Origin of the sequence: Agathobaculum sp. Marseille-P7918, assembly GCF_900625105.1 — a bacterium.
GTDB lineage: Bacteria > Bacillota > Clostridia > Oscillospirales > Butyricicoccaceae > Agathobaculum.
In genome coordinates, this window is the sequence record NZ_UYYD01000012.1 from 1 (window position 1) to 23,295 (window position 23,295).

The window sequence follows — 23,295 nt, forward strand, 5'->3', positions numbered from 1 at the left end:
AGCGGACATACGAAGCCCAAGGGAGTGAACGTCAGCCAGTTGCTCCTCTTATTGTAGCTTAGGCACGAGATGGAGGGAAAGCCGGACTGGCTGCCCGGCTTTCCTGTCCAAATTTATTGTAATAGGGAGGGAAACTTTATGGCAACCACACGCATCATGCCGCTGCATATCGGCAAGGGCCGGACCGAGAGCCGTGCCATTAGCGAGATTATCGACTATGTGGCCAATCCGCAAAAGACCGGCCACGGCAGGCTTATCACCGGCTATGAGTGTGATAGCCGTGTAGCCGACGCCGAGTTTATGCTGGCAAAGCGCCAGTATATCGCCGCCACCGGACGAGTCCGAGGCGCGGACGATGTGATCGCCTACCATGTCCGCCAGTCCTTTTGCCCTGGGGAGATCAATCCAGAGGAAGCCAACCGGCTCGGTGTAGAATTTGCCAAGCGGTTCACCAAGGGAAAACACGCCTTTATCGTCTGTACCCACATTGACAAGGCCCATGTCCATAATCATATCATTTGGAGTTCGGTCAACCTGGACTGTGACCGGAAGTTTCGCAACTTTTGGGGCAGCACAAAAGCCGTCCGTCGATTGAGCGACACCATCTGCATTGAGAACGGACTGTCCATTATCGAGAACCCAAAGCCCCACGGCAAAAGTTACGACCAATGGCTGGGCGATCAGGCAAAGCCCTCCCATCGGGAATTGCTTCGTGCTGCCATTGATAACGCCCTGGCACAAAAGCCTGCTGACCTGGACAAGCTGCTGAAGCTGCTTCGGGAATCCGGCTGTGAAGTATCCAAGCGCGGCAAATCCTACCGTTTGAAGCTCCCCGGCTGGGGCAAAGTGTCCCGCCTGGACAGTCTGGGTGATGGCTACACCCTGGAGCATCTGCTGGCTGTCCTCGCCGGTCAAAAGGAGCATACACCCCGTCAGAAGCCGATCAAGCAAGCAGATCCGCCAAAGGTCAATCTGCTGGTTGACATCCAGGCAAAGCTACAGGCCGGAAAAGGTGCCGGGTATGTGCAGTGGGCCAAGGTCTTTAATCTGAAACAGATGGCACAGACCGTGAATTATCTCACAGAGCATAATCTACTGGAGTATGCTGTGCTGGAGGAAAAGGCGGCGGCGGCCACGGCTCACCATAATGAGCTATCAGCAAAAATTAAGGCAGCGGAGAACCGCATGGCGGAGATCGCCGTCCTGCGGACCCATATCATCAACTATGCCAAGACTCGTGACACCTATGTGGCCTACCGAAAAGCTGGCTATTCAAAGAAATTCCGCGAGGAACATGAGGAAGAAATTCTGCTCCATCAGGCGGCAAAAAATGCCTTTGATGATATGGGGGTCAAGAAGCTTCCCAAAGTTAAGGAACTGCAAGCTGAATATGCTCGGCTGCTGGAGGAAAAGAAAAAGACCTATGCCGAGTACCGGCGCTCCCGCGAGGAAATGCGGGAGCTGCTGGCGGCAAAGGCCAATGTGGATCGGCTCATGGGGATGGCGGAAGATAGACAGGAAGATAAAGGCAAAGAGATGAACCGATAAAACTCCATAAGTGTTGGAAAGTGTGTTGTACGACAGTCCCATTTTACGGACGAGTGATCTAAGCATAGCAAAGCGCCGGGCGCGGGGCTATATGCCTCTGCATCCGGCGCTGTTTATGTTCATGGTTAAAAGTATGTCCGTGCAAATTGTGGCATAGATTTGTTCAAATTCTTATGGTAAAATTTATAGTAAAAACAGGTGGAAAAGTAAAAGGGCAGGGAGGCGTTTGTTTTATGTCGGAAAGAGAAAAAATTGTGCGCTTATGGTTCAATATGTGGCTTACACAACAAGATTTAGGAATTGATAGTATTTTTGCGGAGGATGTAGTTTATACTGAAAGTTGGTGTCCCCAATATTCTGATCGAGAAACAGTAAAGCACTGGTTTGAGGAATGGAATACCCGTGGGAAAGTGCTTGCATGGGATATTAAACAGTTTTTTCATCAGGGTAATCAGACCGTTGTGGTATGGTACTTCAAAAACCAAATGGACAACGGGAAGATTGAAGAATTTGATGGGATTTCTTTAATTGAGTGGACACAAGATAATAAAATTAAGACCTTAAAGGAATTTGGATGTAATCTTAATAACTACAATCCATATCAGAATGGTAATGCGCCTGAATTTAGGAATGAAAAAACAAACTGGTTTTAAGAGCTATAATTTGAAATGAATATAATGTAATTGCCATCTATGTAATCAATGTTGTTGTGCAGTTCCATTTAGAATAAAAAGCCATGCCCTAGACTGTCCTGGGCATGGCAAAAAAATTGTAAATTTATTTCTACAAGTCCGTAGAAGTATTGACTATTCTACAAATTTGTAGTAGAATTAAATCATCCAAGGTAGACGTACTTTGGGTAAGGAGGAAGTGTTTATGGATCGATCCAAAAAACTATCAGAAACCGAATACGAAATCATGGAGGTGTTGTGGAAATCACAAGTTCCCATGTCTTCGGCGCAGCTTGCATCGTACTTTGCAGAACGCCACAACAAGGAGTGGAAGCCATCAACTCTTGCCACTTTTCTGTCTCGGCTGACGCAAAAGGGGCTTATCACTTCTCATCGAGAAGGCAGAGTTCATTATTACCGGCCTATCAAATCCCAGAAAGACTATGCGCGAGATGGCGCACAAGGAATTTTAGACGCACTCTATGATGGTTCGATCAAAAATTTCTTTGCGGCTTTATACGGTGGCTCTCAGATGTCAGAGGAAGATCGTGAATCTTTGAAAGAATGGTTGGACAATCAGTAATAACGGAGGAATATGTATGGTATCTTACTTGCTTAGTACTCTGTTTTTTCTGAATTTAATCGCCAGCAGTGTGTACCTGGTTTTTAAAGCCTTGCTCGTTTGGGCAAAAAACGGTGTAAATGAGCGTTTCCGCTATATTGGGTGCATCGCTGTCATGGTGTTGTTCTTAATCCCATTTTATCAGGCTTTGCCGATCTCCTCTACAATAAAAGATATGCCATTTCAAACAAGCGGATACTTGGAAGGCGTTAGTAGCGTTATCCCAAAAGACGAAGTAGTTCAAAAGAATACTTCCATCACTGAAAGCAAGAGCACGAGAACGAGCGGTTTTTGCTTGGATGTTCAGGCACAGGAAAAGATTTTACTTGTTTGGTCTGTTGGTGTGTCAGCTCTTGCATTATGGTATATTGCTGTATTGTTGAAATTCCGTAGGAAACTATCCCAAAAGCAAACACAGCCCGTTTGTGGTGAGCTACAGCGAATTGCAAATCACTGTGCAAGCGAATATGGAATTCGACAGACGCCAATCCTTAGAGCATCGCCACATGTGCAAAGTCCGGTGTTGATTGGTTTTTTCAAGCCAATTATCGCAGTACCTGCTGATGGACTTCCGCCAGCAGATGTACAAATGATCCTGAAGCATGAACTGGTGCATTTTAAGCGCCGTGATTTGTGGTGGAAACTTTTGGGCGTCGTAATACAGACGATTCACTGGGCCAACCCTATTGTGTGGCTGCTTTGTAAGGACTTTGAATTTTGTGCCGAGACCTCCTGTGATGCTCAGGTGGTTCAGAATCTTGACCATGATGGGCGCAAAAGCTATGGATACCTTTTGATTTCGTATTCTCAATTTCAACACAAATTGAACTCTACGCCGGGGATTTCTTTTATATCCTCGCGCGAAAAACTGAAAAGGAGAATTTGCATTATGCTGAATGGAAATAAGTCCAAAAAACTGATTGTTGCTGCGCTTGTTTGCGTGTTAGGTGCAAGCAGTCTTGCACTGTCCGCATTTGCTGCCGAGGCGCACAGCGATACTCCCCAGACGATTGATGGAATTGTAGCTGGTAAGGATACACCTGCCACTTCCAGCGATGAACTCCTCACCGGTGAAACACAAACAGATATTCCCTTTGCTCAAAGCATCAATCCGAACGACGGATATGATCTCAAGGCCAAGGAGGAGGTCTCTTTTTCCGATATGATTACCAGTATGTCAAAGGTCCCGCTTGAAATTCCTGATGAATTCAGGCAGGCTGTGGCAAACGGAGAAGTCACTCCTTTGCAACCGGAAGATGGAGTTGAAGTAGAGATTTTTGATGCTAATGGTGTTAAGGTAAGCGTCAACGCTAACACGGAACACTAAAGTTTTGCGGCCAACAAATTACAAGATGTGGCCTCGTTTTTCAGGTCGCATTCTGCTTCTATTTGGTGTGATTTCAAATCCGCATATATAGAAAAAGATCATGGCCAGCTCAACGCTGGCCATGATCGAAAGCGTCAAATGGACGCGCAGCCGCAGAATGAAATTCTGCGTTCATGGGGGCTTGGGGGAATACCCTCAACAAGCAGCGCCGGAAGCCGAATGGCTATCCAGGGGCATTGCTTGCCTCTTTCCCGCAGGAATAAAATAAGCCAGTGACGAAACCTTCAAATTTCGCTCACTGGCCTACTTTGTTTCAAGTTTCTTGGAAAGTTCCTTTAGCTCCTCTGCAAATCCACGAGTGTGGTGCAACAAGGTTTCCCGCATCTCCGGCGGACAGTTCATATACAGCAGCTTCATCTCATTCTGTCCTGCTTCGTCCGGCGAGAGATCCGGGTACATAAGCGAGTCCAGTGAAAGATGAACTACCTTTGCCAATGCTTTCAAAATCAAATAGGAAGGATTTCTCCTGGCTTTCTCAATATCGGCAATCTGTTTGGTAGAAACATGGGATTCATCAGCCAACTGTTCCTGCGTCAGATTCTTTTCTTTTCGTGCTGCTCGGAGCGCATCTCCCAAGGCTGTCAAATCATCAATCGGCATTATTGTTCACCTCAATAATATTGTATCGTTCCGGTTTGAATTGCGGAATGACCTTATCATTCCGGCTTACCGGTATGATTATACTGATTTTTCTTATAACAGAATGATGACAGACTTGTTTTCATCGAGCAATAGAAATACAATGGAATAGGAATCAATTCAATACGCATTTATCACAGCGCCAGACGCATAGACGCAGAGCCAAACAGCATAAATAGGCAGCGACTTTGCAAAGACAAGGTTGCTGCTTTGTTTATTGATAGTCCGCGTTTGGTTGATACCCAAAGACGCGGAAAAGCCGATTGACGGGAGAAGAATAAGAAAATAATTTTTCAAAAAAGTTTGTAAGGTTTTTAGAATGAGGAAGTCTTATAAGTGAGGAGGTGAAAAAGTGGCAGACTACGGAGAAGAATTTGAAAAAATATATATTCGATACTTTAATGATGTATTCCTTTTTCTCAAAAAGCTATCAAAAGACGAAAGTATTGCAGAAGAAATTACAAGTGAAACATTTTTCAAAGCAATGCGTTCAATAGATACTTTTCGCGGCGAAACAGACATCCGTGTTTGGCTTTGTCAAATTGCAAAAAACTGTTACTTTTCCCATCTGAAAAAGCAACAGAGGATTGTAGATATTGATAAAGTTGAATTATCAGATAACAAAAACACTATTGAGGAACAAATATTAAATCGAAGTGAAGCCATGCGAATACATCACCTGCTGCATGATTTAGCTGAACCCTATAAGGAAGTTTTTATGCTGCGGGTTTTTGGTGAATTGAGTTTCAAGCAAATTGCAGACATTTTCCAAAAAACAGATAATTGGGCTTGTGTCACTTATCACCGAGCGAGAAATAAAATATTAAGGCAGATGGAGGTAGAAAATGAGTAATCAATGTAATTTGATCAAAGATATACTTCCTCTTTATGTGGAGGATATGGTCAGCACAGATACAAAAGAATTTGTGAACGCTCACCTTGAACATTGCGCGGAGTGCCGTGCAGAATTAGAGCGTATGCGAGGCCCCGCGAAATTTGTTCCTGATATTGATATTGATACTGATATTGTTCCGTTAAAAAGGATCAAAAAGGACTTATTTATTAGACGTCTGCAAACCATCTTTTTCACCGCGATTATAGCGTGTGCTGTGGTGATGATTGTTTTTGGGGTTTTGACATCACCGAAATTTTTCCCCTACTCTGATGACCTGCTGAATGTTGTTGACAATCATAGCGGGGAGATTATCGTAACTTTTGATGATCGAGTGACAGGTTATACCTGTACAAAAGAGTTTTATGAAGAAACAGAAATTTATCGGATCAATGCGTGGACGACAACATGGGACATATACTTCTCTAATCGCGGAAATCAAAATGTGGTAATACCTTTTAATGATGATAGCAACATTCAAATCTTCTTTACTCAAAATAATGGTTCCGAAGATGTGCTGATCTATGGAGAGAGGGATAATCTTCCACAGGCTGTTATAACGCTGCCGCGGCAAATCTTACTGCCATATTTCCTTTTAGCCGCTCTTGCCCTGATTGTGCTTTCCGGCCTACGGCTTTTATTGAAAAACAAGAAAGCAATCATTGTATGGATTGACAGAGCGATACTGCTCCCAATTTCCTATATGGCAGCTCAGCTTTGCACAAAAGGAATTAACTTTACAACCTATTCTTCACAAAGAGATTTCTGCATTATTGTGTTGGTTGCTATACTGTTTTATCTTGCATTACTAACCGGAAAATCTATTTATCAGGAGAAGCGGGCAGATAAAAGCACAGAGCGTTTCAAGGAGTGGCCATGAAAAAATCTTTATTTAGACTGGCAGATATTTTTGAATTGAGTGTTGCGTACGCTTTCTGCTTTTCGTTATGCTTGATGTTTGATTATGTAAAGACTTTAGAAATGACATCTGATATTCTGACCAGTTTTTTCCGAAACTTTTTGAAATATCAGACCATGATTGTTATATTGTCTACATTTCTCGTTGCGGTTTTTCACTATCAATTTTCATGCCGTAAAAAGATAGAAGTATTTTGCCGGATACTCGTTGGAGATACGCTATTTAACATCACAGTTAGGTACTCTCTGAATTGCCTAATGGTATTGGGATTTGTCTACCTTGTATTTCTTGCGACAAATGCTTATTTGGGGTTTGACTTGACCAAAAATCTGTATTTAGTCCTTATTTTCATTGTGTATATACTAATCAGCGCAAGGCAGGTGAGAAAATATGAAGCTCTTTAAGTTCTTTGTTTCAAAAATTTTTTTGAGAAGAATAATACCCGGAATAAGCATTATTCTCCTTATTTGCCTTTCAAACTATATAACTTTTACGGCTGTACGCACAGTTTTCTCAACTTACCAAGGGTATCAGGAAATAAGGGGCTTGAATCAGGACGGCAACTATATTGCAAATTTAGACCCCAATAGCACCATTGACTTCGGCGCAATAGAGTTGGATAAAACAACGGAAGTGTATAACTATTTAAGCTCTAATTTCGATTACGCATTTTATGTAGACGGCTTTATGGTGTCCATACCGAACCGTGATGACATGGAAATATCCTTGTGCTATATGAACAAAGCGCATTATGATTTAACCCAATTTAATCTTTCCCAAGGAACGGGCTTGACCTTTGATTACCGCTTCGATGGAAATAGTGAAATTCCTGTCCTGATTGGAAAAGGATTGAGCAAAACATATCCTGTTGGCTCCACAATAGACCTTGAAGATCCTGCGCTGGGACAAGAGATTACTTTAAGAGTTCAGGGCGTGTTGGAACAAAACGCATACCACTCCAATTACTACACTCTTAACTCAAAGAGCTACTACAATTATTCGATTATTCTGCCCGTGAATGAGGAATTTCTCAATCATGCAAATCTTGATCTTCGAGTGAATGGCCTCATGGACATTGTAATTCTTCAAACCACAAACGAAAAAATCTCCGATCTAAGGGCGGTCATACAGAATACGCTTGGTTTGAAGTTGAACTTTTTTGGTCAGCAGGACAATAATGAATATTTCAACGAATACTATTTCCATTCCCTAAAAATTGTTGCTGTGACATCGGTGATTTTACTTCTCCTTATAACCTGCCTCTCTGTTTGGAACGCAATGGTTAGTATTCGGTTGATGCTGAAAGACCTCACGATCAATCTCTTGGTTGGTTTGAGCTATTCAAAGTTAAGGAAAATGTTTTATAGCTACTTTGGAATATTGTTTCTTATCAATCTGGTGATTGTATTCTCAATTACCGCTCTTAACAGATACGGCTGTTGGCTAAGAAAAGACACTACCTTTGTTACATACGGGCTATTCGGTTTAATTGGTATAGATTGGCTGTCCTTGCTGGCGGTGGTTGTCACTGACATTATAATCGGAGTTATTGTTGTTGAATGTATGTTGTGGAGGATTAAGAAAGTTCCAATTTCTTTGGGGGTACTGCAATGACGAAAATCATTGATTTAAGCATTAAAGAAAAAATATATAGGAGTAAGGAATCTCGGATTTCCATATTAAACGATTTCAACCTTGAAGTTGTTGCTGGTGAAAAGATTGCCATTGTGGGAGAATCGGGCGCAGGAAAAAGCTCCTTGCTTAATATTATTGGGCTGCTTGATAGAAATTATGACGGTGAATATACACTCTTTGGATTGCCGACAAATCATTCTGATGCAAGTAAATTGGCCCAATGGAGAAACCAAAAAATCGGCTTTGTACTCCAAGAATCGGCGCTAATCAACTCATTGATAATAGAAGATAACATTAAGCTGCCGTTTCTATATGCAGGTGCGGGGAAAAAGGGCCAGAAAGAAATGAAGGATTTTGAGAGTATCGTTGATGCGATTGAAATCCGCTCTATCTTAAAAAAGAAACCGCTTGAATGTTCCGGCGGAGAAAAGGCCAGAGCCGTATTCGCCAGAGGGATCATTATGAAACCTCAAATTATTTTAGCTGATGAACCTACGGCATCTTTGGATGTGGAGAACAGAGAAAGAATTGTAGCATTGCTGTTTAGAATGAACAAGGAATTTAATACTACAATCATCACGGTAACTCATGACTTGGAAATGGCTAATCGTCATGACAGAATAATTCATCTTGAAAGGAGAAAATAACATGGGATTTTTCGCAATGATCGCATCGCTGCTGCTGGGGATATTTTTTGTTATCATGGGGATTTCTCGTAGAAAACAAAAGGGATGGCCTATCATCCTGATTGTGTTGGGGATTGTATTTGTTCTGATCGCGGTTTATTTGGGGTGGCCTAAATAAATGAATACATCAGTTACCAAAGAGCCAGACGCATAGACGCAGAGCCGAACAGCATAAATAGGCAGCGACTTTGCAAAGGCAAAGTCGCTGCTTTGTTATTGAACGCCCGCATTTAGTTTATGCTCAAAGACGGGGAAACCCTTTAACAGAAGAAAAAACAACTTTTATCTTAAATAATGCGTAAAAACAATGCGAGTCCAACCTTACAACGACTGTAAGTATTTTTGGAGGGCTACACATGTTATCATATAGATAAGACATATAAGGAGGTAGCGATATGGAACCAATTTTGAATATAGAAAATCTGACAAAGGTATATGGGAACGTTCCCAACCAAACAAGAGCATTAAATGGGATTACATTTCAGGTTATGCCCGGAGAGTTTCTCGGTATTATGGGAAGTAGTGGTTCCGGAAAATCCACACTTCTCAACTGTATTGCAACCGTTATTCAGCCAAGCAGCGGAAGTATTGTGATGGGTGGAAAAGATCTTGCTTCTCTTAACGGAAAATCATTAGCAAATTATCGAGGAAAAAATATCGGATATTTGTTCCAGAACTTTGAACTATTAGATAATCTGACAGGTAGTGAAAATATTTTGTTGCCTACTTCGCTCCATAATGTATCTGAAAAAGAAAGCAGACTTCGTTTGAAACAACTTGCCGAGTATTTGGAAATTACTGATGTTTTGAATAAGTTTCCTATGCAAATGTCCGGTGGACAGCGGCAACGTGTTGCAACTGCCAGAGCATTGATTCTTCACCCTAAAATGATTCTTGCTGATGAACCTACGGGAGCTTTGGATTCAAAAAATGCAAAAAATGTTATGGAGAAACTTTCTGGACTAAACCGGGACGATCAAGCAACAATTCTTATGGTAACACATGATTCTAATGCCGCTAGTTTTTGTAAACGAATACTGTTTATCCAAGATGGTATTATTTTTCACGAACTTCGGCGGGGTGATGAAAGCCAGCGAGAGTTTTACGAGCGTATCTTAAAAGTTATGGCACAGTTGGGAGGTGGCAGCTATAATGTTCTTTAATTTGATCGTACGGAATAGCAAGCGCAGCCGAAAAGAAAATGGACTGTTTTTCAGCTCTCTTGTAATATCAATAGTTGCCTTTTATATCATTCTCTCTATTTCTAATCAAGACATCATGCGCTTTCTGCAAGAAATGGAAAGCGACGCAGTTGATAAGCTGCTGCTACTGATTCCGATTTTTTATATTGTAACTTTGTGCATTCTATTTTTCTTAATTTATTTTGCATGTAAATATCAACTTCAACGGCGCAAGCACGAGTTTGGCGTATATTTAATGCTGGGAATGCGTAGAGGTAAACTCTTTTCCATGTTGATGGCTGAGGATTTTATTAGTAGTATTTTTGCTTTGGTAATTGGACTTCCCATAGCAATTATACTTTCTGAAATGATTAGCTTAATTACTGCAAAATTAGTTGGAATGGGTATTATAGGGCACCGCTTTACACTATCTCTTTCAGCAGTGCTTTTTACTATTTTGGGTTTTCTAGTAATTAAACTATTTGCTTTCCTAATTTTGAGTGGAAATATCACTCGGCAAGAAATTGGTTCACTTATGGCTCCTATATCAAACAATGCCCAAAGACAGAAACCCACATTCATTTATGTTTTTTCTGCTATTTTCGGAATTGCTATGTTAGTAGCAGCGTATTTATTGGCAATTCAAGGGATTGCATGGCAAAAATCCTCAATGATGTTGCTTACATTATCCCTCGGAATATTAGGAACGATACTTCTTTTTTATGGTATGCGGGCACTCATTTCATTGCTTATAGCGGTGGGAAAATCAAATGTTCCACTTCGTGTTTTTAATTTTCGGCAGATTCAAGAGAATGTGGTTCAGCAGTCTACTTCTTTGGCAATAAGTTCTATGCTTATTTTAGCAGCATTATGTTGTTTTGGTGCTGGAATTGGAATTGCAAATACAAGCTCTAAACTTAACGCGCACATATTAGACTATACTTTTGCGGTAAGTACAAATATCGTACTAGATAAAGAACCAGAGCCAGAACTTGTTTTCCCGTCCGTACAGTCTTTGTTAAAAGAAAACGGACTTGAAGATCAGTTTGCAAAATTATTTCAAATACGAGAAGGTCGTATCAATACAACCGAGAAAACAGACGAGGTTTTTGTATTGGATTCTGTAATTGATGAAATTAGTAGGTTACCACAATCCAAAGATAGAGATGTTCTTCTGAATAATCTCGGTTATGCAGGTTTCCCTCATGTGATTTGCCTATCAGACTATAATAACCTCTTAGAGTTAGCTGGTGAACCGACTTTGGAACTTGCCTCTGACGAGGCAGCAATTTATCGCGATTCCAGCAGCACTAACGAAGTGAGAAATGCTATGCTCAATGAGATACTTGCAAAACACCCAAAAGCTGAATTAGACGGAAAGACCATTTTTCTTACAGGTGAAGTACAATCAATCCCTTTGGTAACCGATTCTTCTATTACCCTAGATATTGCTTTAATTGTACCTGATGAGCAATTTTTCTACTATACACAAGGAAACTATAATGTGTATGTAAACGGTATCCTAGATCAAAATATTACAAATGAAATGGGGTTAATGGGCGCATATTCTACAATCAATGAAGTGTTAGATATGATTGATCTGGACGCACTTGGTCTTGAATATGAAAGCTATCTCCAAAGCATGGGCCGTCAGCTTTTCTATATGGTAGCTGCCAGCTATATCACAAGCTATCTTGCTATTATCTTTCTAGTGGTATCTAATACTATAATTGGTGTGCAGTTCTTAATGAACCAGCAACGAACGGGACGCAGGTATCAAACTTTGGTACGGCTTGGAGCCACATATCATGCTTTGTGCGGTTCAGCTAGAAAACAGATTACTTGGTTTATGGGACTTCCCGTAATAGTTGCAGCTATCAGCAGTTTGTTTGGTGTTAAATCACTATTTGCCGGTATTTTGTCCTCGGAAGTAAAGAATGCACAGGGTGAAATGCTTGTCATTGCAGCCATTATTATTCTAATACTTTGTGTCGTAGAATGTATCTATATGACTGTTATAAAGCGTTCTAGTGATAGATACTTACTAACACTAATGCAGCCGCAAAGGGAAGAATAAGAGGAAGGAGGGTTGTTATGAAAAAAATAGCTGTTGTAGAAGATGAAGAATATATGCGCGATGAACTTTGCACAATGCTTAAAAGAGCAGGATATGCTACATTGGAGATTACTGCATTTGAAAATGCGGTGGAACAGATAACAGCCCTCTCTCCTGACCTTGTTCTTTTAGACCTTAATTTACCAAAAATCAGCGGATTTCAGATATGTCAAAATCTGAAACAAAAAACACCAATCCCCGTTTTGGTTTTGACATCACGAGATCAGTTACAAGATGAATTGCAGGCTCTCAAGTTGGGGGCAGATGAATATTTGACAAAACCTTGCCGAAAAGAACGATTACTTGCAAGGATAAACAATATTCTAAAAAGGTACGAAGGGCGGTCCAATCTCTTAGAGGGACCAGGCTTCCTTTTAGATAGGGAAAGCTATACTATCTATATTCACAATACTTCAATGATACTTCCTAAAAATCAAGGGAAATTACTTGAAGCACTTATGACTGCTGAACTTGTGTCGGCGGAGGAACTTTGTAAAATCCTATGGGGAACAACGGAGTATATTGATGAAAATGCCTTGCAAGTCAATTTATCTCGTCTGAAAAAAACTTTAGCTACATTAGGAATGAAGCAACGAATTGTAGCAATCCGGGGCGTAGGCTATCGGCTGGAAAGGTCGATGGAACCATGAATTGTTTTTGGAAAAGTATAAAAAGAAATGCCCTATGGTTGTTTGCATTGTTAATTATGGACATCTTTTCTGCATTACTTCTTTGGCTTACCGATGTGCAGGCATTTTGGACATTGCTAATTTTAATCTTGTTATGGAGTTTCATGTTTTTTGTGGTGGTTTTAGCTTATGTCAATATAAAAGAAAAGAAGAAGCAAAAAATATTTCAGACGTTCATTAGCGATCCAGATGTTGTAAATGAAGAAAAACTACTACAAGTAGTGAGCCAACAAGAGAGAGAGCAGATACAACTATTGGCTCTTGTTCTAAGGGACAATAGATTAAGATTGTGTAATCTTTCAGAAGAACTACGAGATTACGAAGAATATGTTGAAAGTTGGGTGCATGAAGCTAAAACGCCATTGGCTTTGCTTACAATGATTATGGACAACCGAGCAGATGAATTACCATTTGAGATTCAAACCAAGTTGGATTATGTATGCAACCAATTACAGGAAGATATTACACAAATGCTCTACTATGCAAGATTAAAAAGTAGCACAAAAGATTACCGTTTTGAAGAACTTGATTTGCAATCCTTATTGAAAGATGTTTTAGCAGATTATGAGCCGCTTCTTGAAGAAAAACATTTTGTTATAAAAAACGAAGTTAAAGAAGAACAAGTTTTTACAGACCGTCGAGGGCTTCAATTCATGTTAGGGCAAATTATAAGCAATGTTATTAAATATAGTACAGACAATCCTATGCTTACCACCTCAACACAGCATACCACTAGAGAAATTATACTTTCAATTACTGACAACGGTAGCGGTGTGAAAAGCTATGATCTTCCTTATATATTCCAAAAAGGCTTTACCGGTGATTCAGCAAACAATCGAAATAAGGCGACAGGAATGGGACTATATTTGACTAAAAAAATGGCAGATGACCTTAATCTCAAATTAGATGTTCAGTCCGAATATAATAGTTTCTTCAAAATATCAATACGATTCCCAATATAAACCACAGGTGAATTTTTATGTAAGGAAGTATCAAATGAATGGAGGTGGCGCATTGGAAAAAGAAAAGTGAGTAATGACCTTTCTGAAAATGAACAGTTATCCGTAAGAGCCATTTCCTCGTATTTGTTGGAGGAACGTGGGATTTTCATTGCCGAGGACACAGGAACAACAAATAATTGATAGTGATTTAGGTGATCGGTATGATTGTGATAGAAAATATATCTGAAAAAGTCAAAACATTACTCGAAAAGTATGAATTTAATGTAAATACCCTTGCAAAATATTTGGGGTTATCTGTGGAGCAGATCAATAATATTGCCAATGGAAATTTGCAATGTGTTTTAGGGAAACACACGACAATAGATAAGATAATGTTTCTCTATGTTATTACTTGTGAAGAAGCCGATTTGAAAGCAAGTGCCTTTTTGGAAGTGCTTATATCCTACCATCACCTATCTAAAGCTACGATAGCAAAAATGGCAAAAGTTAAAGTTGGCGATATTGAAAAAATGATGGAAGGCTTGACCGATGAGGTCGATACAGAAACAAAATATAAAATTACGACCACTGTTATGTCATTGAGGTTTTTCCTAAAGGATTGTGAACCACCCATTGAAGAATAATCCTCTACGCCTATTATTTCTCGATAATCTGTTTGCGTCACCTTTATCATTTTCAAAATTCAATACATCAGTTATCACAGAGCTAGACGCATAGACGCAGAGCCAAACAAAATAAACGGGCAGCGGCTTTGCAAAGGTAAGGTCGCTGCTTTGTTTTTTGATAGCCTGCGTTTGGTTGATACCCAAAGACGCGGAAAAGCCCTTTGATAGAAGAAAATATATAAAACTTTGTAAATTATTTAGATGGCATAGTTACTATTATTATGTGAGCAGGGAATGTTTTGTGTGATTTCATATACACTCCATAAGCAAATGGTAGACTGCACAAGGAGGTGTTTTTATGGCAGTAATCATGATTGTGGAAGATGATAGGCAAACGAATGATGCGGTTTCTGAATATCTAAAATCTTTAGGACATCGAATGTTTTCAGCCTATGATGGCGATGAAGCATTGCAGATTTTTGAGTGCAGTAGCATTGACCTGGTTATTCTGGATATTATGCTCCCCAAAAAGACGGGACTTGCTGTATTACATACGATCAGAGCAAAAAGCTCTGTACCAATTCTCATGCTGACCGCAATTAGTGATGAATATACTCAGGTTACAAGTTTCGATGAACAGGCGGATGACTACATTACAAAACCGTTTTCAATGGTTCTACTTGGGCGGCGGGTTACTGCCCTCCTGCGGAGAAGCGGACAAACGGTTTCACCTGATACTATGACCTTTGGGGATGTGACAGTTGATTTCTCTGGATACACAGCTAAAGGACCCGAAGGAAAAATTGATATTACCCCAAAAGAAATTGATTTGCTGAAGCTCTTGGTTGAACATAAAGGTTTAGTGCTTACCCGATCTCAAATGCTGGATAGTCTATGGGGGGTCGATTACCCTATTATTGATCGTACCATTGATACATACATTAAGAACTTACGCAAAAAACTTCGTCTTGATTGTATTGTTACGGTAAAAGGGATAGGGTATAAATTCGAGGTAGAAACATGAAAAAATTAAAGCTCTTTCCCAAAATATTTATTTATACCTTGGCGCTATTATTGCTCATAACAACGCTTGCCAGCGGAACTATTTATCTTCTCGCCCCGATGATGGGAGAAAATTCAGTCTTATCAGAGGGAACTTATGTCGATGGAATGTCATCAGCGATTAAGACTGCTGCCATTCCGAGAAATACAGAAATAGCCCACACAATATTGCGCTCATTACCCTATACCGTAGTAATTTGTATTGTAGTTTCACTTTTATGTGCCTACTTTTTTTCAAAAGCAATAACAAATCCCATCAAGGGTATTTTAGACACAACAAGTCAAATGGCTGTTTTGGACCGCAAAGCGGTGTGTAAGACTGACGCTAACGACGAGATCGGAATATTAGCCAACCAAATCAACCAACTATATCAAAATTTATTGAGTACGATTGAACATCTGCAAGAGGAAAAGGATAAAGTTAGTGAAGCTGAAAAGCAAAAAATTGACTTTCTACGCTCGGCATCCCATGAACTGAAAACTCCGGTTACAGCATTGAATGCCATGCTGGAAAATATGATCTTAAAAGTCGGTAAATACGGCGATTATGAAGAATATCTACCTCTGTGCAAAGAACGAACAGAACAACTCAGCAAAATGATTTCAGAGGTATTAGACGCATCCAAACTTGGCTCAACGGTGGCGGAAAAACCACAAACATTAGCTGTGGACTGCTATTTATCAGGGTTGTGTAAACAATATCGCTTGATTGCTCAGGCAAATGGAATTTCCTTTCAAGAGGATTTCTCTGAAACCTTTACAATTTCCTTGCCCCCAAAAACATTTGCAAGAGCATTTTCAAATATTCTCTCCAATGCCGTTGCCTACACCTTGCCCGGTAGCTCTATTTTTGTCCGCATTGATAACCGTAAATTGATAGTCGAAAATGAATGTGAGCCAATTCCGGCAGAGCATCTAAAACATATATTTGAACCATTTTATCGCCCCGACTATGCTCGCAATCAAAATGATGGTGGTAATGGTCTTGGGTTATACATAGTGGCCTCGGTTTTAGATTCTTTGAAACTTGCCTACTCACTGGAACCCATGCAAAAACCATTGGGAATGCGGTTTACTATTACTTTTTGATGATCCTGATGTCATCCCTTTGCTATGAGAAAATAAAACATACTTCCATATTGGTTTCATATATGCTCCACATACAGATGGTAGATTATCATTGCACAGAGGAATATGTGTAATTACCAATATGGAGGTCATGTTATGAAAACATTGCTGAAAAAAAGTATGTTTATAGCCATCTCACTTGCCTTGTTTAGCTGCTTGACCTTGGCCGCGTGTACTGCAAACGCCACTTCCACACAAGAGATACCGAGTAATTCGGGAGAGGATCAAGCTGCTCCTATGAACACCAGTACCCAAGTTTCATCTGACGTGATAGCAGATGAAAACTGCTTGCCAGGAGGCCCGTCCGATACCCAACTGGAGTATTGGGAGATTGATGAATTTGAAGATTGGATGGAGCAACAGCGAGACCAAATTCAAAAGTTGGCGGACAATAAGGATAAATCCTTTTATTACAAAGATGACAACGGCAGCTATGTGTGTCGTGAATGGACACAGGAGGATGTAGATAGTCTGTATGAAAGCTGGCAGGATCAGCTTGCGCTTATGAAAGAGGGCTATCACTTTACTAAATCCATGGAATTGTCGGACGGAAGTATCATTTCCGGAGCGTTTGACCCTGAAACATGGAACGCTGCACCAGCGTCTGCCCACGGATCAACAATCATTACTTTACCTGACGGTTCGACAGTTGATTTGGGCCATTTTGATACCGTAGATGCTGCTACAAAAGCTGTGCAGGAATACTTGGAGCAGCAAGTTTCATCGGGAAATATGACACAGGCAGAAGCAGACAATTTGCTCAACAATGGTTCCATCGAGTAACAAATTTCTCAACTTGGCGGAGTTTCATTTCAAGAACCAATCATTTCATGTGAACTACATCTGTTCGCTCCAAGGCAAGTGGGAAACTCAATAAATCAGTCATCACAGAGCCAGACGCAGAGCTAATAACACAAGATAATTTGTCTGGTAGGTATCGGCTTCTTTTTATCATATACAGAACAACAGCCTGCCCCATTCAACGGGGAAAGAAAAAAACCGTTGCCGGGCAGGTTGGTTCTGTGCGTCCATTCTATATCCCAGCGGCGGTTTTGAGAAATCAAGGCCGCCGCTCTTATTTTTTCTATATCTAAAGGAATGTGATACTCGGATTGGCGGCCCAGGGAGAGAGCTGCCATGAAATCAATAATATGTAGTTTATCAAAAAAAGCCTTGCTCACACCCTGGCACCTTGCGCACCACCACCGGTATTATTCTGCCGGTTAATCGGCATTCAGAGAATATGGAGTTGGTATGACGCCAGTTTTCCTTTACGGAAGACTGGCGTTTTTGTTTGTCGTTTTTTGTTGAATGGACTCGGATTATTTCGGTGCCGTTCTCCACCTCATTTCGGCTCACCCGTCAACTGGACTTGTGAACCGAAATGGAGGTACATAATGCAGAAAATCAATCTTCGGGATCTGTATCCCGATATATATAAAACAGACATTTTTTTGGAAGTGACCGATGAAGTACACGCTGTGTTTTTGGCAGACAAACGAGCTGACGCTGCCTATGAGCGCCAGATGTATCGCTATAAGGCATACTATTCTCTGGACCATGACAATGGCATTGAAAATGCCGTAATAAATCGCCCACTTACCCCGGAGGAAATCTTGGAGGACAAACAACGGCGGGAACAGCTCTACGCTGCGGTGATGGCGTTGCCGGACAAGCAGGCCAAGCGGATCTATGCCCGGTTCTACCTGGGCATGACGCCAACTGAAATTGCTAAGGCTGAGGGAGTGGATGTCAGCCGTGTCCGAGATAGCATTCGCCGGGGATTGAAACACCTTGCTAAACTTTTTTGATAAGTCCTTCTTACACGCGCCCGTTTTGCGGCTTTTTTGTCAGCGTAATTAGAAGGACAATTCTTCCCCTTCATTGGCACATTGACAACTGAATAGACGGCATTTCTGGTACATAACCCATGTATGAGCGAATCAGGCGCGCCGCCACGAAGGACAAGCCAAGGAGGTGATGAATCGGCTGTCCTGAGCGATCAACGTAAGCCTGGAACCTGGAGGTGGCACTTCAGGGCGCGGTGACTGCATGGGGGCTTAAAGATACTTCCTCACGGCCTCCTAAAGACTTGGGAGGAACCCTGCGGCGCACGAGTAAAACGACGCTGCGGAGTTATGACAGCCGCGCCAGCGGAGACCAGAAGTGTCCCCATCGTCAGGGGTGCGTGGCAAATGTGGCGAAAAATAACCAATTAGATCAGGAGAGCTGTACCCATTTACTGTTAGCAACAGCAGATCGCAATGTGGATACAGCTTTCTTTTCAAAGTCAGATACCATGCGCTGGCAGCCTCGGTTGCCAGCGCATTCATGTGATTTTGAAAGCCACAACCACATTCTTGACAGAAAGGGGGAACACCTATGGAAAAATTGATTTCTCGGAAAGAGGCTGCCAAATTACTGGGGATCAGCATTGCCACTTTGGATGCAGCACGAAACAGCGGGCTGATTTCCTATGTTCAGTATGTGCAAAATGGTTGCGTGTACTTTACGGATGCTGGCCTTCAAGAGTATATCGCAAAATGTACCCATCGTGCAAAGCCGATGGAAAAAAGCACTACATATCGTAAGCCGCGAAGCGCAGGAGTTTGAGCTATTCCGTATCCTTGCTGGAATCTAAAATGTCTGATAAAACAAAGGTACAGCGCTGGAGATTATTCTTAGGAGGTGACGGAATTGGCCAAACGGCAAACAATAATTCCTCAATATGGCACCGTCATGAAAAAGGGTGTCCTGTATTATAGGACCAGAATCAAAGATGCGAACGGAAAGCTCATTGCTCTTTACGCAAAAACACCTGAAGAACTTTACAAAAGAGAAACGATTGCGTTGGAGCAGATTGAAAATGCTACTTTCCATCGGAAAACGCCCACGGTGGCCGAGTATTGTGAAAAGTGGCTGCTGATGCAATCGGTCCATGTGCGAGCAACCACCTTGACGGACTATACTTCAAAGGTCAGACGGCATATCATTGCGGAACTGGGAGATAAGCGGATGGGAGAGGTTAGCCTGGACGATATTCAGCTTGCTCTCGTTCCAGTTTCTAAGAAATCCGTATCGGTTTACAAGTCCGTGGTGATTCTTTATAAGTCTATCTTTCGTTCAGCAATGGAAAGCCGGATTATCGACCACAACCCGACAATTCATCTAACGACAAAAGGAGGCGGCGTTCCTCAAGAGGATCGGCAGGCTTTGACAGACGAACAGGTAGAACGTCTTTTAGATGCTATCCGAGGTTTGCCACCTTATGTGTTTGTCATGATCGGCTTGTATGCTGGCCTGCGACGAGAAGAAATTCTTGCACTGCAATGGGATTCTGTATATCTGGATACGGATACCCCATACCTGACTGTAAGGCGGGCATGGCACACAGAGCATAACAGACCGGTCATCCTGGATGAATTGAAAACAAAGGCTGCGGAGAGAAATATCCCTCTCCCTGTTTGTTTAGCAGAGTGCTTGAAAGCGGCAAAAGCAACCTCGACTTCGGAGTATGTAGTTTCAAACCGGGATGGCGAACCGCTGTCTTACACACAGTTTAAGCGGCTCTGGCAGTATATTGTTACCAGAACCGTTAAAGAACGGTCGTATTATCGGTACGAAGATGGAAAGCGTGTAAAACATACGGTTACCCCTGTTCTTGGAGAAAAGGCAGCCCATAATGGTAAGGTGATTTACAGCTTGGATTTTGAGGTTACTCCACATCAGCTGCGGCATACCTACATCACCAACCTCATTCATGCGTCGGTAGATCCCAAAACAGTTCAATACCTGGCAGGTCATGAAAGCAGCAAGATTACCATGGACATCTATGCAAAGGTCAAATACAACAGGCCGGACGAGCTGGTGAGGTCAATGAGCGGCGCATTTGCAAGCTGGGAAGCAGTATAACAATAAAATAGGAAGTGAAACAGGAGCGAGGCAAGGATGTCTCGCTCTTTGTTTTGCCCAGGCCGTATCTTTGATTAAATTAGGGCTTTCTGATAAAAAGAGAGTGTAGATACGGAAACTGCACATTATCAGGAAAGGAAGATCGAAGATGGCTAAAAAGAAACCAGAGGTCCCGAAGTATGGAACCATTACATTAAAAGGAATCCAGTATTACAGGACCCGGATTATGGACGCAGATGGCAAGCAGGTGAGTCTGTACGCCACTACTTGCGAGGAATTATATGAGAAGGAATTAGAGGCGCGACGGCAGGTGGAGGAGATCATCTTTCATCGTCAGCATCCAACGGTGGCAGAGTATTGCGAAAAGTGGCTGTTGATGCAGTCGGCAAAGGTTTCTGCCTCTACGCTCAGAGGTTATACGAGGGACATGAAAAACTATATCATCAAACCCTTGGGCGAGATGTATATGGAGGAGGTCACTTCGGATGATATTCGATTGGCGCTTGTTCCGCTGTCGAAAAAATCAGAGGGACTGTATAATAAGGTAAATATGCTCCTAAAATGTGTTTTTTACACGGCAGAACGGAGCCAAATTCTCGAACACAATCCCTGTGAGGGAATATCGGGCAAGGGCGGAAAGCCAGCAAAAAAGAGGGAGGCATTGACAGATCAACAGGTAGCCGTGCTTCTGGATACAGTCAAAGGGCTTCCGCCCTACCTATTTGTTATGCTTGGATTGTATTCCGGTTTGCGCCGAGAAGAAATCCTCGCGCTGCAATGGGACTGTGTATTTCTGGACGAGCCTACACCTTATCTATCGGTAAGGCGAGCATGGCGTACGGAGCATAACAGACCCGTGGTTTCTACGGTACTAAAGAGTAAAGCAGCCAAAAGGGATATTCCGATTCCCAAGTGTCTGGTGGATTGTCTGCGGGAAGCCAAGGAAACTTCCCATTCGGACTATGTGGTTGCAGACAGCAACGGAGAGCCGTTGGCTGCATCCCAGTTTCAGCGAGTATGGAAGTACGTAGTTGTCCGGTCCACCAAGCCCCGCAACTATTATAAGTATGTGAATGGTCAGAGTATCAAATACACGGTTACCCCAACGCTGGGCATGACCCAGAAAAATCAACCCAAAATCAGATATACGCTGGACTTTGATGTAACCCCGCATCAGCTGCGACATACCTACATCACCAATCTTCTCTATGCTGGTGTTGATCCAAAGACCGTCCAATACCTTGCTGGACATGAAAACAGCAAAACAACTATGGACATCTACGCCAAGGTGAAGTACAATAAACCAGAGGAGCTGTTTGGGGTGGTAAACGGTGCTTTCCATCAGGCTCCAGCTCAATGAAAACCCCCTGTTTTTTGTGGTTACCACATAGGATAACCGAGAGCTAAAAAGCCGGAAAAGCCCGGAATATCAAGGAAAATCGGCTCTAAAACTCGCGCAGTACGGCCTCAAAGCCGCTCGTCGCGCTCCGCAGTTCAGCAAGCGCTAAATTTTATCAAAAGCGTACCAAAACCCCGGAAACCGTATGGTTCCGGGGTTTTTCTTTTTCAATGGGCAGGTACAGTCCAAGGTCGCGGATTTTTTGGTCAGATTTTGTTTGCCAGTGCGGCGGCTTGCCGGCAGCCGTCGGTCTTGTCGATATCGCCGGGGTTCAGCACGCCGGGAACGAGCACTTCGCCTACCATGGTCCACTTGTTCAAAGCAGCGGTGCGTTCCATGGGAATGCGCACTCCATCGAGCACGGACAGATCTGCTTCCTCGCAGCAGGCAATCAGAGCGCATTCTTTTCCGGCAATGTCCTTGCCGCCGACCACAAGGGAGTAGATTCGGTCGATCACTCCTTTGATCTGGGCCGGGATGGAATACCAGTAGACCGGCATGGTAAAGACCAGAACGTCAGCTTCGAGAATGGCCGGAGCAATCTGATTGAAATCATCATCAAAAGAGCAGGCCTTGCCGGTTTTGAAGCAGGTTTCACACGCGTGGCAGCCGCCGATCTGCATCATCGCGGCATCAAAGCGGGTGACAGAGTGGCCTTTCTGTTCTGCCGCCCGGATAAAGCTGTCCGTCATAGCAAAGCTGTTGCCGTTTTTGCGGGGGCTGCCGGTGATGACAACGATTTTCTTACTCATTTGAATCCTCCTTATTTGACCAAGGTTGACACAACCTGTATTTGATATTACAATCATAGCAGGAATGGGAAAAAGAGCAAGTACGCACATTTTAGTGCGATACTTGCATAAAGGTATTGTACTTACCGGGAGGAAAGTATCTATGAAGGACACCGAGCAATATCAGGCTTGTATTTCCAGCGCAAATTTGGCAGATACAGGGTTCAGCTATACGCTATCCCTCATCAACGGCAAGTATAAGATGACAATTCTGTATGCGCTGATGTGTTTTGGCGTGGTGCGGTTCAACGAGATGAAAAAATATATCGGCGGCATTTCTTATAAGACGCTCAGTTCCACGCTGAAGGAACTGGAAGCGGATCAGTTGGTGCATCGGGAGGAATATCCTCAGATCCCGCCCAAGGTAGAGTACAGCTTGACAGCGCGCGGGAAATCGCTGATTCCGATTTTGGATCAGATGTGTGAGTGGGGCGAACAAAACAGGTTGTGA

25 protein-coding genes are annotated in these 23,295 nt (G+C 42.3%); 22 read left to right on the forward strand and 3 right to left on the reverse strand.

Annotated features, from left to right (window positions below):
- The first annotated feature begins 138 nt into the window (after window positions 1-138).
- The 4 genes from EJL02_RS12375 to EJL02_RS12390 all read left to right on the forward strand — a co-directional run bounded on the left by EJL02_RS12375 (window position 139) and on the right by EJL02_RS12390 (window position 4,168).
- Entirely contained in the window at window positions 139-1,548 is a 1,410-nt protein-coding gene (locus EJL02_RS12375) for a relaxase/mobilization nuclease domain-containing protein (protein ID WP_125116678.1), read from the forward strand.
- Between the two features lie 233 nt (window positions 1,549-1,781).
- Window positions 1,782-2,201, forward strand: coding sequence for a nuclear transport factor 2 family protein (locus EJL02_RS12380; RefSeq protein WP_016147212.1), 420 nt, complete (start codon window positions 1,782-1,784; stop codon window positions 2,199-2,201).
- 223 nt (window positions 2,202-2,424) lie between these two features.
- On the forward strand, window positions 2,425-2,802 hold the full coding sequence (locus EJL02_RS12385; protein ID WP_125116679.1) for a BlaI/MecI/CopY family transcriptional regulator: 378 nt from the start codon (window positions 2,425-2,427) through the stop codon (window positions 2,800-2,802).
- Between the two features lie 16 nt (window positions 2,803-2,818).
- The gene (locus EJL02_RS12390) at window positions 2,819-4,168 is read left to right on the forward strand and encodes a M56 family metallopeptidase (RefSeq protein WP_125116680.1); all 1,350 of its coding nucleotides are present in this window, start codon (window positions 2,819-2,821) and stop codon (window positions 4,166-4,168) included.
- Window positions 4,169-4,471: 303 nt separating this feature from the next.
- Here the strand turns inward: EJL02_RS12390 and EJL02_RS12395 are convergent, their stop codons facing one another.
- Entirely contained in the window at window positions 4,472-4,828 is a 357-nt protein-coding gene (locus tag EJL02_RS12395) for a helix-turn-helix transcriptional regulator (protein ID WP_125116681.1), read from the reverse strand.
- Window positions 4,829-5,219: 391 nt separating this feature from the next.
- Between EJL02_RS12395 and EJL02_RS12405 the strand changes: the two genes are divergently transcribed.
- From EJL02_RS12405 to EJL02_RS12465, 13 genes are all read left to right on the forward strand, one after another.
- Window positions 5,220-5,720 (forward strand): RNA polymerase sigma factor, encoded by a 501-nt coding sequence (locus tag EJL02_RS12405; RefSeq protein ID WP_125116682.1) that lies wholly within the window; start codon window positions 5,220-5,222, stop codon window positions 5,718-5,720.
- A complete protein-coding gene (locus tag EJL02_RS12410; RefSeq protein WP_125116683.1) occupies window positions 5,713-6,639 on the forward strand; it encodes a zf-HC2 domain-containing protein in 927 nt (308 codons plus the stop codon). The genes EJL02_RS12405 and EJL02_RS12410 overlap by 8 nt, the downstream gene beginning before the upstream one ends.
- A gap of 585 nt (window positions 6,640-7,224) precedes the next feature.
- The gene (locus EJL02_RS12420) at window positions 7,225-8,292 is read left to right on the forward strand and encodes a peptide ABC transporter permease (protein ID WP_243114485.1); all 1,068 of its coding nucleotides are present in this window, start codon (window positions 7,225-7,227) and stop codon (window positions 8,290-8,292) included.
- Entirely contained in the window at window positions 8,289-8,960 is a 672-nt protein-coding gene (locus tag EJL02_RS12425) for an ABC transporter ATP-binding protein (RefSeq protein ID WP_125116686.1), read from the forward strand. Before EJL02_RS12420 ends, EJL02_RS12425 begins: the two co-directional genes overlap by 4 nt.
- Window position 8,961: 1 nt before the next feature.
- On the forward strand, window positions 8,962-9,117 hold the full coding sequence (locus EJL02_RS14240; RefSeq protein WP_164510418.1) for a hypothetical protein: 156 nt from the start codon (window positions 8,962-8,964) through the stop codon (window positions 9,115-9,117).
- Between the two features lie 277 nt (window positions 9,118-9,394).
- The gene (locus EJL02_RS12430; protein ID WP_125116687.1) at window positions 9,395-10,162 is read left to right on the forward strand and encodes an ABC transporter ATP-binding protein; all 768 of its coding nucleotides are present in this window, start codon (window positions 9,395-9,397) and stop codon (window positions 10,160-10,162) included.
- Window positions 10,152-12,257 carry an ABC transporter permease gene (locus tag EJL02_RS12435; protein WP_125116688.1) on the forward strand — a complete coding sequence of 702 codons (2,106 nt, stop codon included), beginning with the start codon at window positions 10,152-10,154 and terminating at the stop codon, window positions 12,255-12,257. The genes EJL02_RS12430 and EJL02_RS12435 overlap by 11 nt, the downstream gene beginning before the upstream one ends.
- Window positions 12,258-12,274: 17 nt before the next feature.
- Window positions 12,275-12,946 (forward strand): response regulator transcription factor, encoded by a 672-nt coding sequence (locus EJL02_RS12440; protein WP_125116689.1) that lies wholly within the window; start codon window positions 12,275-12,277, stop codon window positions 12,944-12,946.
- Window positions 12,943-13,947: a sensor histidine kinase gene (locus EJL02_RS12445; RefSeq protein ID WP_125116690.1), complete on the forward strand. Its 1,005-nt coding sequence runs from the start codon at window positions 12,943-12,945 to the stop codon at window positions 13,945-13,947. Before EJL02_RS12440 ends, EJL02_RS12445 begins: the two co-directional genes overlap by 4 nt.
- A 200-nt stretch (window positions 13,948-14,147) precedes the next feature.
- Window positions 14,148-14,570: an HTH domain-containing protein gene (locus EJL02_RS12450; protein ID WP_125116691.1), complete on the forward strand. Its 423-nt coding sequence runs from the start codon at window positions 14,148-14,150 to the stop codon at window positions 14,568-14,570.
- A gap of 340 nt (window positions 14,571-14,910) precedes the next feature.
- Entirely contained in the window at window positions 14,911-15,576 is a 666-nt protein-coding gene (locus EJL02_RS12455) for a response regulator transcription factor (RefSeq protein WP_125116692.1), read from the forward strand.
- On the forward strand, window positions 15,573-16,703 hold the full coding sequence (locus tag EJL02_RS12460) for a sensor histidine kinase (protein ID WP_006574178.1): 1,131 nt from the start codon (window positions 15,573-15,575) through the stop codon (window positions 16,701-16,703). Before EJL02_RS12455 ends, EJL02_RS12460 begins: the two co-directional genes overlap by 4 nt.
- A 135-nt stretch (window positions 16,704-16,838) precedes the next feature.
- Complete coding sequence (locus EJL02_RS12465) at window positions 16,839-17,525, forward strand: hypothetical protein (protein ID WP_125116693.1); 687 nt, start codon at window positions 16,839-16,841, stop codon at window positions 17,523-17,525.
- 122 nt (window positions 17,526-17,647) lie between these two features.
- On the opposite strand, the gene EJL02_RS12470 is transcribed toward EJL02_RS12465, so the two are convergent.
- Window positions 17,648-17,923 carry a hypothetical protein gene (locus EJL02_RS12470; RefSeq protein ID WP_125116694.1) on the reverse strand — a complete coding sequence of 92 codons (276 nt, stop codon included), beginning with the start codon at window positions 17,921-17,923 and terminating at the stop codon, window positions 17,648-17,650.
- Window positions 17,924-18,139: 216 nt separating this feature from the next.
- Here EJL02_RS12470 and EJL02_RS12475 point away from each other — a divergent pair, with 216 nt between their 5' ends.
- The 4 genes from EJL02_RS12475 to EJL02_RS12495 all read left to right on the forward strand — a co-directional run bounded on the left by EJL02_RS12475 (window position 18,140) and on the right by EJL02_RS12495 (window position 22,014).
- Window positions 18,140-18,553: a sigma-70 family RNA polymerase sigma factor gene (locus EJL02_RS12475; RefSeq protein WP_087415447.1), complete on the forward strand. Its 414-nt coding sequence runs from the start codon at window positions 18,140-18,142 to the stop codon at window positions 18,551-18,553.
- Window positions 18,554-19,124: 571 nt separating this feature from the next.
- Complete coding sequence (locus tag EJL02_RS12485) at window positions 19,125-19,355, forward strand: DNA-binding protein (protein ID WP_125116695.1); 231 nt, start codon at window positions 19,125-19,127, stop codon at window positions 19,353-19,355.
- Between the two features lie 126 nt (window positions 19,356-19,481).
- Window positions 19,482-20,654: a tyrosine-type recombinase/integrase gene (locus EJL02_RS12490; protein WP_442858020.1), complete on the forward strand. Its 1,173-nt coding sequence runs from the start codon at window positions 19,482-19,484 to the stop codon at window positions 20,652-20,654.
- A 148-nt stretch (window positions 20,655-20,802) separates the two neighbouring features.
- Window positions 20,803-22,014, forward strand: a complete 1,212-nt coding sequence (locus EJL02_RS12495; RefSeq protein ID WP_125116697.1) for a tyrosine-type recombinase/integrase — start codon at window positions 20,803-20,805, stop codon at window positions 22,012-22,014.
- Between the two features lie 245 nt (window positions 22,015-22,259).
- Here EJL02_RS12495 and EJL02_RS12500 read toward each other — a convergent pair whose 3' ends face one another.
- Entirely contained in the window at window positions 22,260-22,805 is a 546-nt protein-coding gene (locus EJL02_RS12500; RefSeq protein ID WP_125116698.1) for a flavodoxin family protein, read from the reverse strand.
- Between the two features lie 142 nt (window positions 22,806-22,947).
- On the opposite strand from EJL02_RS12500, the gene EJL02_RS12505 reads away from it, so the two are divergent.
- Complete coding sequence (locus EJL02_RS12505; protein WP_125116699.1) at window positions 22,948-23,295, forward strand: winged helix-turn-helix transcriptional regulator; 348 nt, start codon at window positions 22,948-22,950, stop codon at window positions 23,293-23,295.

What these genes read in the sequence shown, in the direction of transcription:
- EJL02_RS12375 (WP_125116678.1), top strand. Translation starts at nt 139, where the DNA reads ATGGCAACCACACGCATCATGCCGCTGCATATCGGCAAGGGCCGGACC.
- EJL02_RS12380 (WP_016147212.1), top strand. Translation starts at nt 1,782, where the DNA reads ATGTCGGAAAGAGAAAAAATTGTGCGCTTATGGTTCAATATGTGGCTT.
- EJL02_RS12385 (WP_125116679.1), top strand. Translation starts at nt 2,425, where the DNA reads ATGGATCGATCCAAAAAACTATCAGAAACCGAATACGAAATCATGGAG.
- EJL02_RS12390 (WP_125116680.1), top strand. Translation starts at nt 2,819, where the DNA reads ATGGTATCTTACTTGCTTAGTACTCTGTTTTTTCTGAATTTAATCGCC.
- EJL02_RS12395 (WP_125116681.1), bottom strand. Translation starts at nt 4,828, where the DNA reads ATGCCGATTGATGATTTGACAGCCTTGGGAGATGCGCTCCGAGCAGCA.
- EJL02_RS12410 (WP_125116683.1), top strand. Translation starts at nt 5,713, where the DNA reads ATGAGTAATCAATGTAATTTGATCAAAGATATACTTCCTCTTTATGTG.
- EJL02_RS12425 (WP_125116686.1), top strand. Translation starts at nt 8,289, where the DNA reads ATGACGAAAATCATTGATTTAAGCATTAAAGAAAAAATATATAGGAGT.
- EJL02_RS14240 (WP_164510418.1), top strand. Translation starts at nt 8,962, where the DNA reads ATGGGATTTTTCGCAATGATCGCATCGCTGCTGCTGGGGATATTTTTT.
- EJL02_RS12430 (WP_125116687.1), top strand. Translation starts at nt 9,395, where the DNA reads ATGGAACCAATTTTGAATATAGAAAATCTGACAAAGGTATATGGGAAC.
- EJL02_RS12435 (WP_125116688.1), top strand. Translation starts at nt 10,152, where the DNA reads ATGTTCTTTAATTTGATCGTACGGAATAGCAAGCGCAGCCGAAAAGAA.
- EJL02_RS12440 (WP_125116689.1), top strand. Translation starts at nt 12,275, where the DNA reads ATGAAAAAAATAGCTGTTGTAGAAGATGAAGAATATATGCGCGATGAA.
- EJL02_RS12445 (WP_125116690.1), top strand. Translation starts at nt 12,943, where the DNA reads ATGAATTGTTTTTGGAAAAGTATAAAAAGAAATGCCCTATGGTTGTTT.
- EJL02_RS12450 (WP_125116691.1), top strand. Translation starts at nt 14,148, where the DNA reads ATGATTGTGATAGAAAATATATCTGAAAAAGTCAAAACATTACTCGAA.
- EJL02_RS12455 (WP_125116692.1), top strand. Translation starts at nt 14,911, where the DNA reads ATGGCAGTAATCATGATTGTGGAAGATGATAGGCAAACGAATGATGCG.
- EJL02_RS12460 (WP_006574178.1), top strand. Translation starts at nt 15,573, where the DNA reads ATGAAAAAATTAAAGCTCTTTCCCAAAATATTTATTTATACCTTGGCG.
- EJL02_RS12465 (WP_125116693.1), top strand. Translation starts at nt 16,839, where the DNA reads ATGAAAACATTGCTGAAAAAAAGTATGTTTATAGCCATCTCACTTGCC.
- EJL02_RS12475 (WP_087415447.1), top strand. Translation starts at nt 18,140, where the DNA reads ATGCAGAAAATCAATCTTCGGGATCTGTATCCCGATATATATAAAACA.
- EJL02_RS12485 (WP_125116695.1), top strand. Translation starts at nt 19,125, where the DNA reads ATGGAAAAATTGATTTCTCGGAAAGAGGCTGCCAAATTACTGGGGATC.
- EJL02_RS12490 (WP_442858020.1), top strand. Translation starts at nt 19,482, where the DNA reads ATGAAAAAGGGTGTCCTGTATTATAGGACCAGAATCAAAGATGCGAAC.
- EJL02_RS12495 (WP_125116697.1), top strand. Translation starts at nt 20,803, where the DNA reads ATGGCTAAAAAGAAACCAGAGGTCCCGAAGTATGGAACCATTACATTA.
- EJL02_RS12500 (WP_125116698.1), bottom strand. Translation starts at nt 22,805, where the DNA reads ATGAGTAAGAAAATCGTTGTCATCACCGGCAGCCCCCGCAAAAACGGC.
- EJL02_RS12505 (WP_125116699.1), top strand. Translation starts at nt 22,948, where the DNA reads ATGAAGGACACCGAGCAATATCAGGCTTGTATTTCCAGCGCAAATTTG.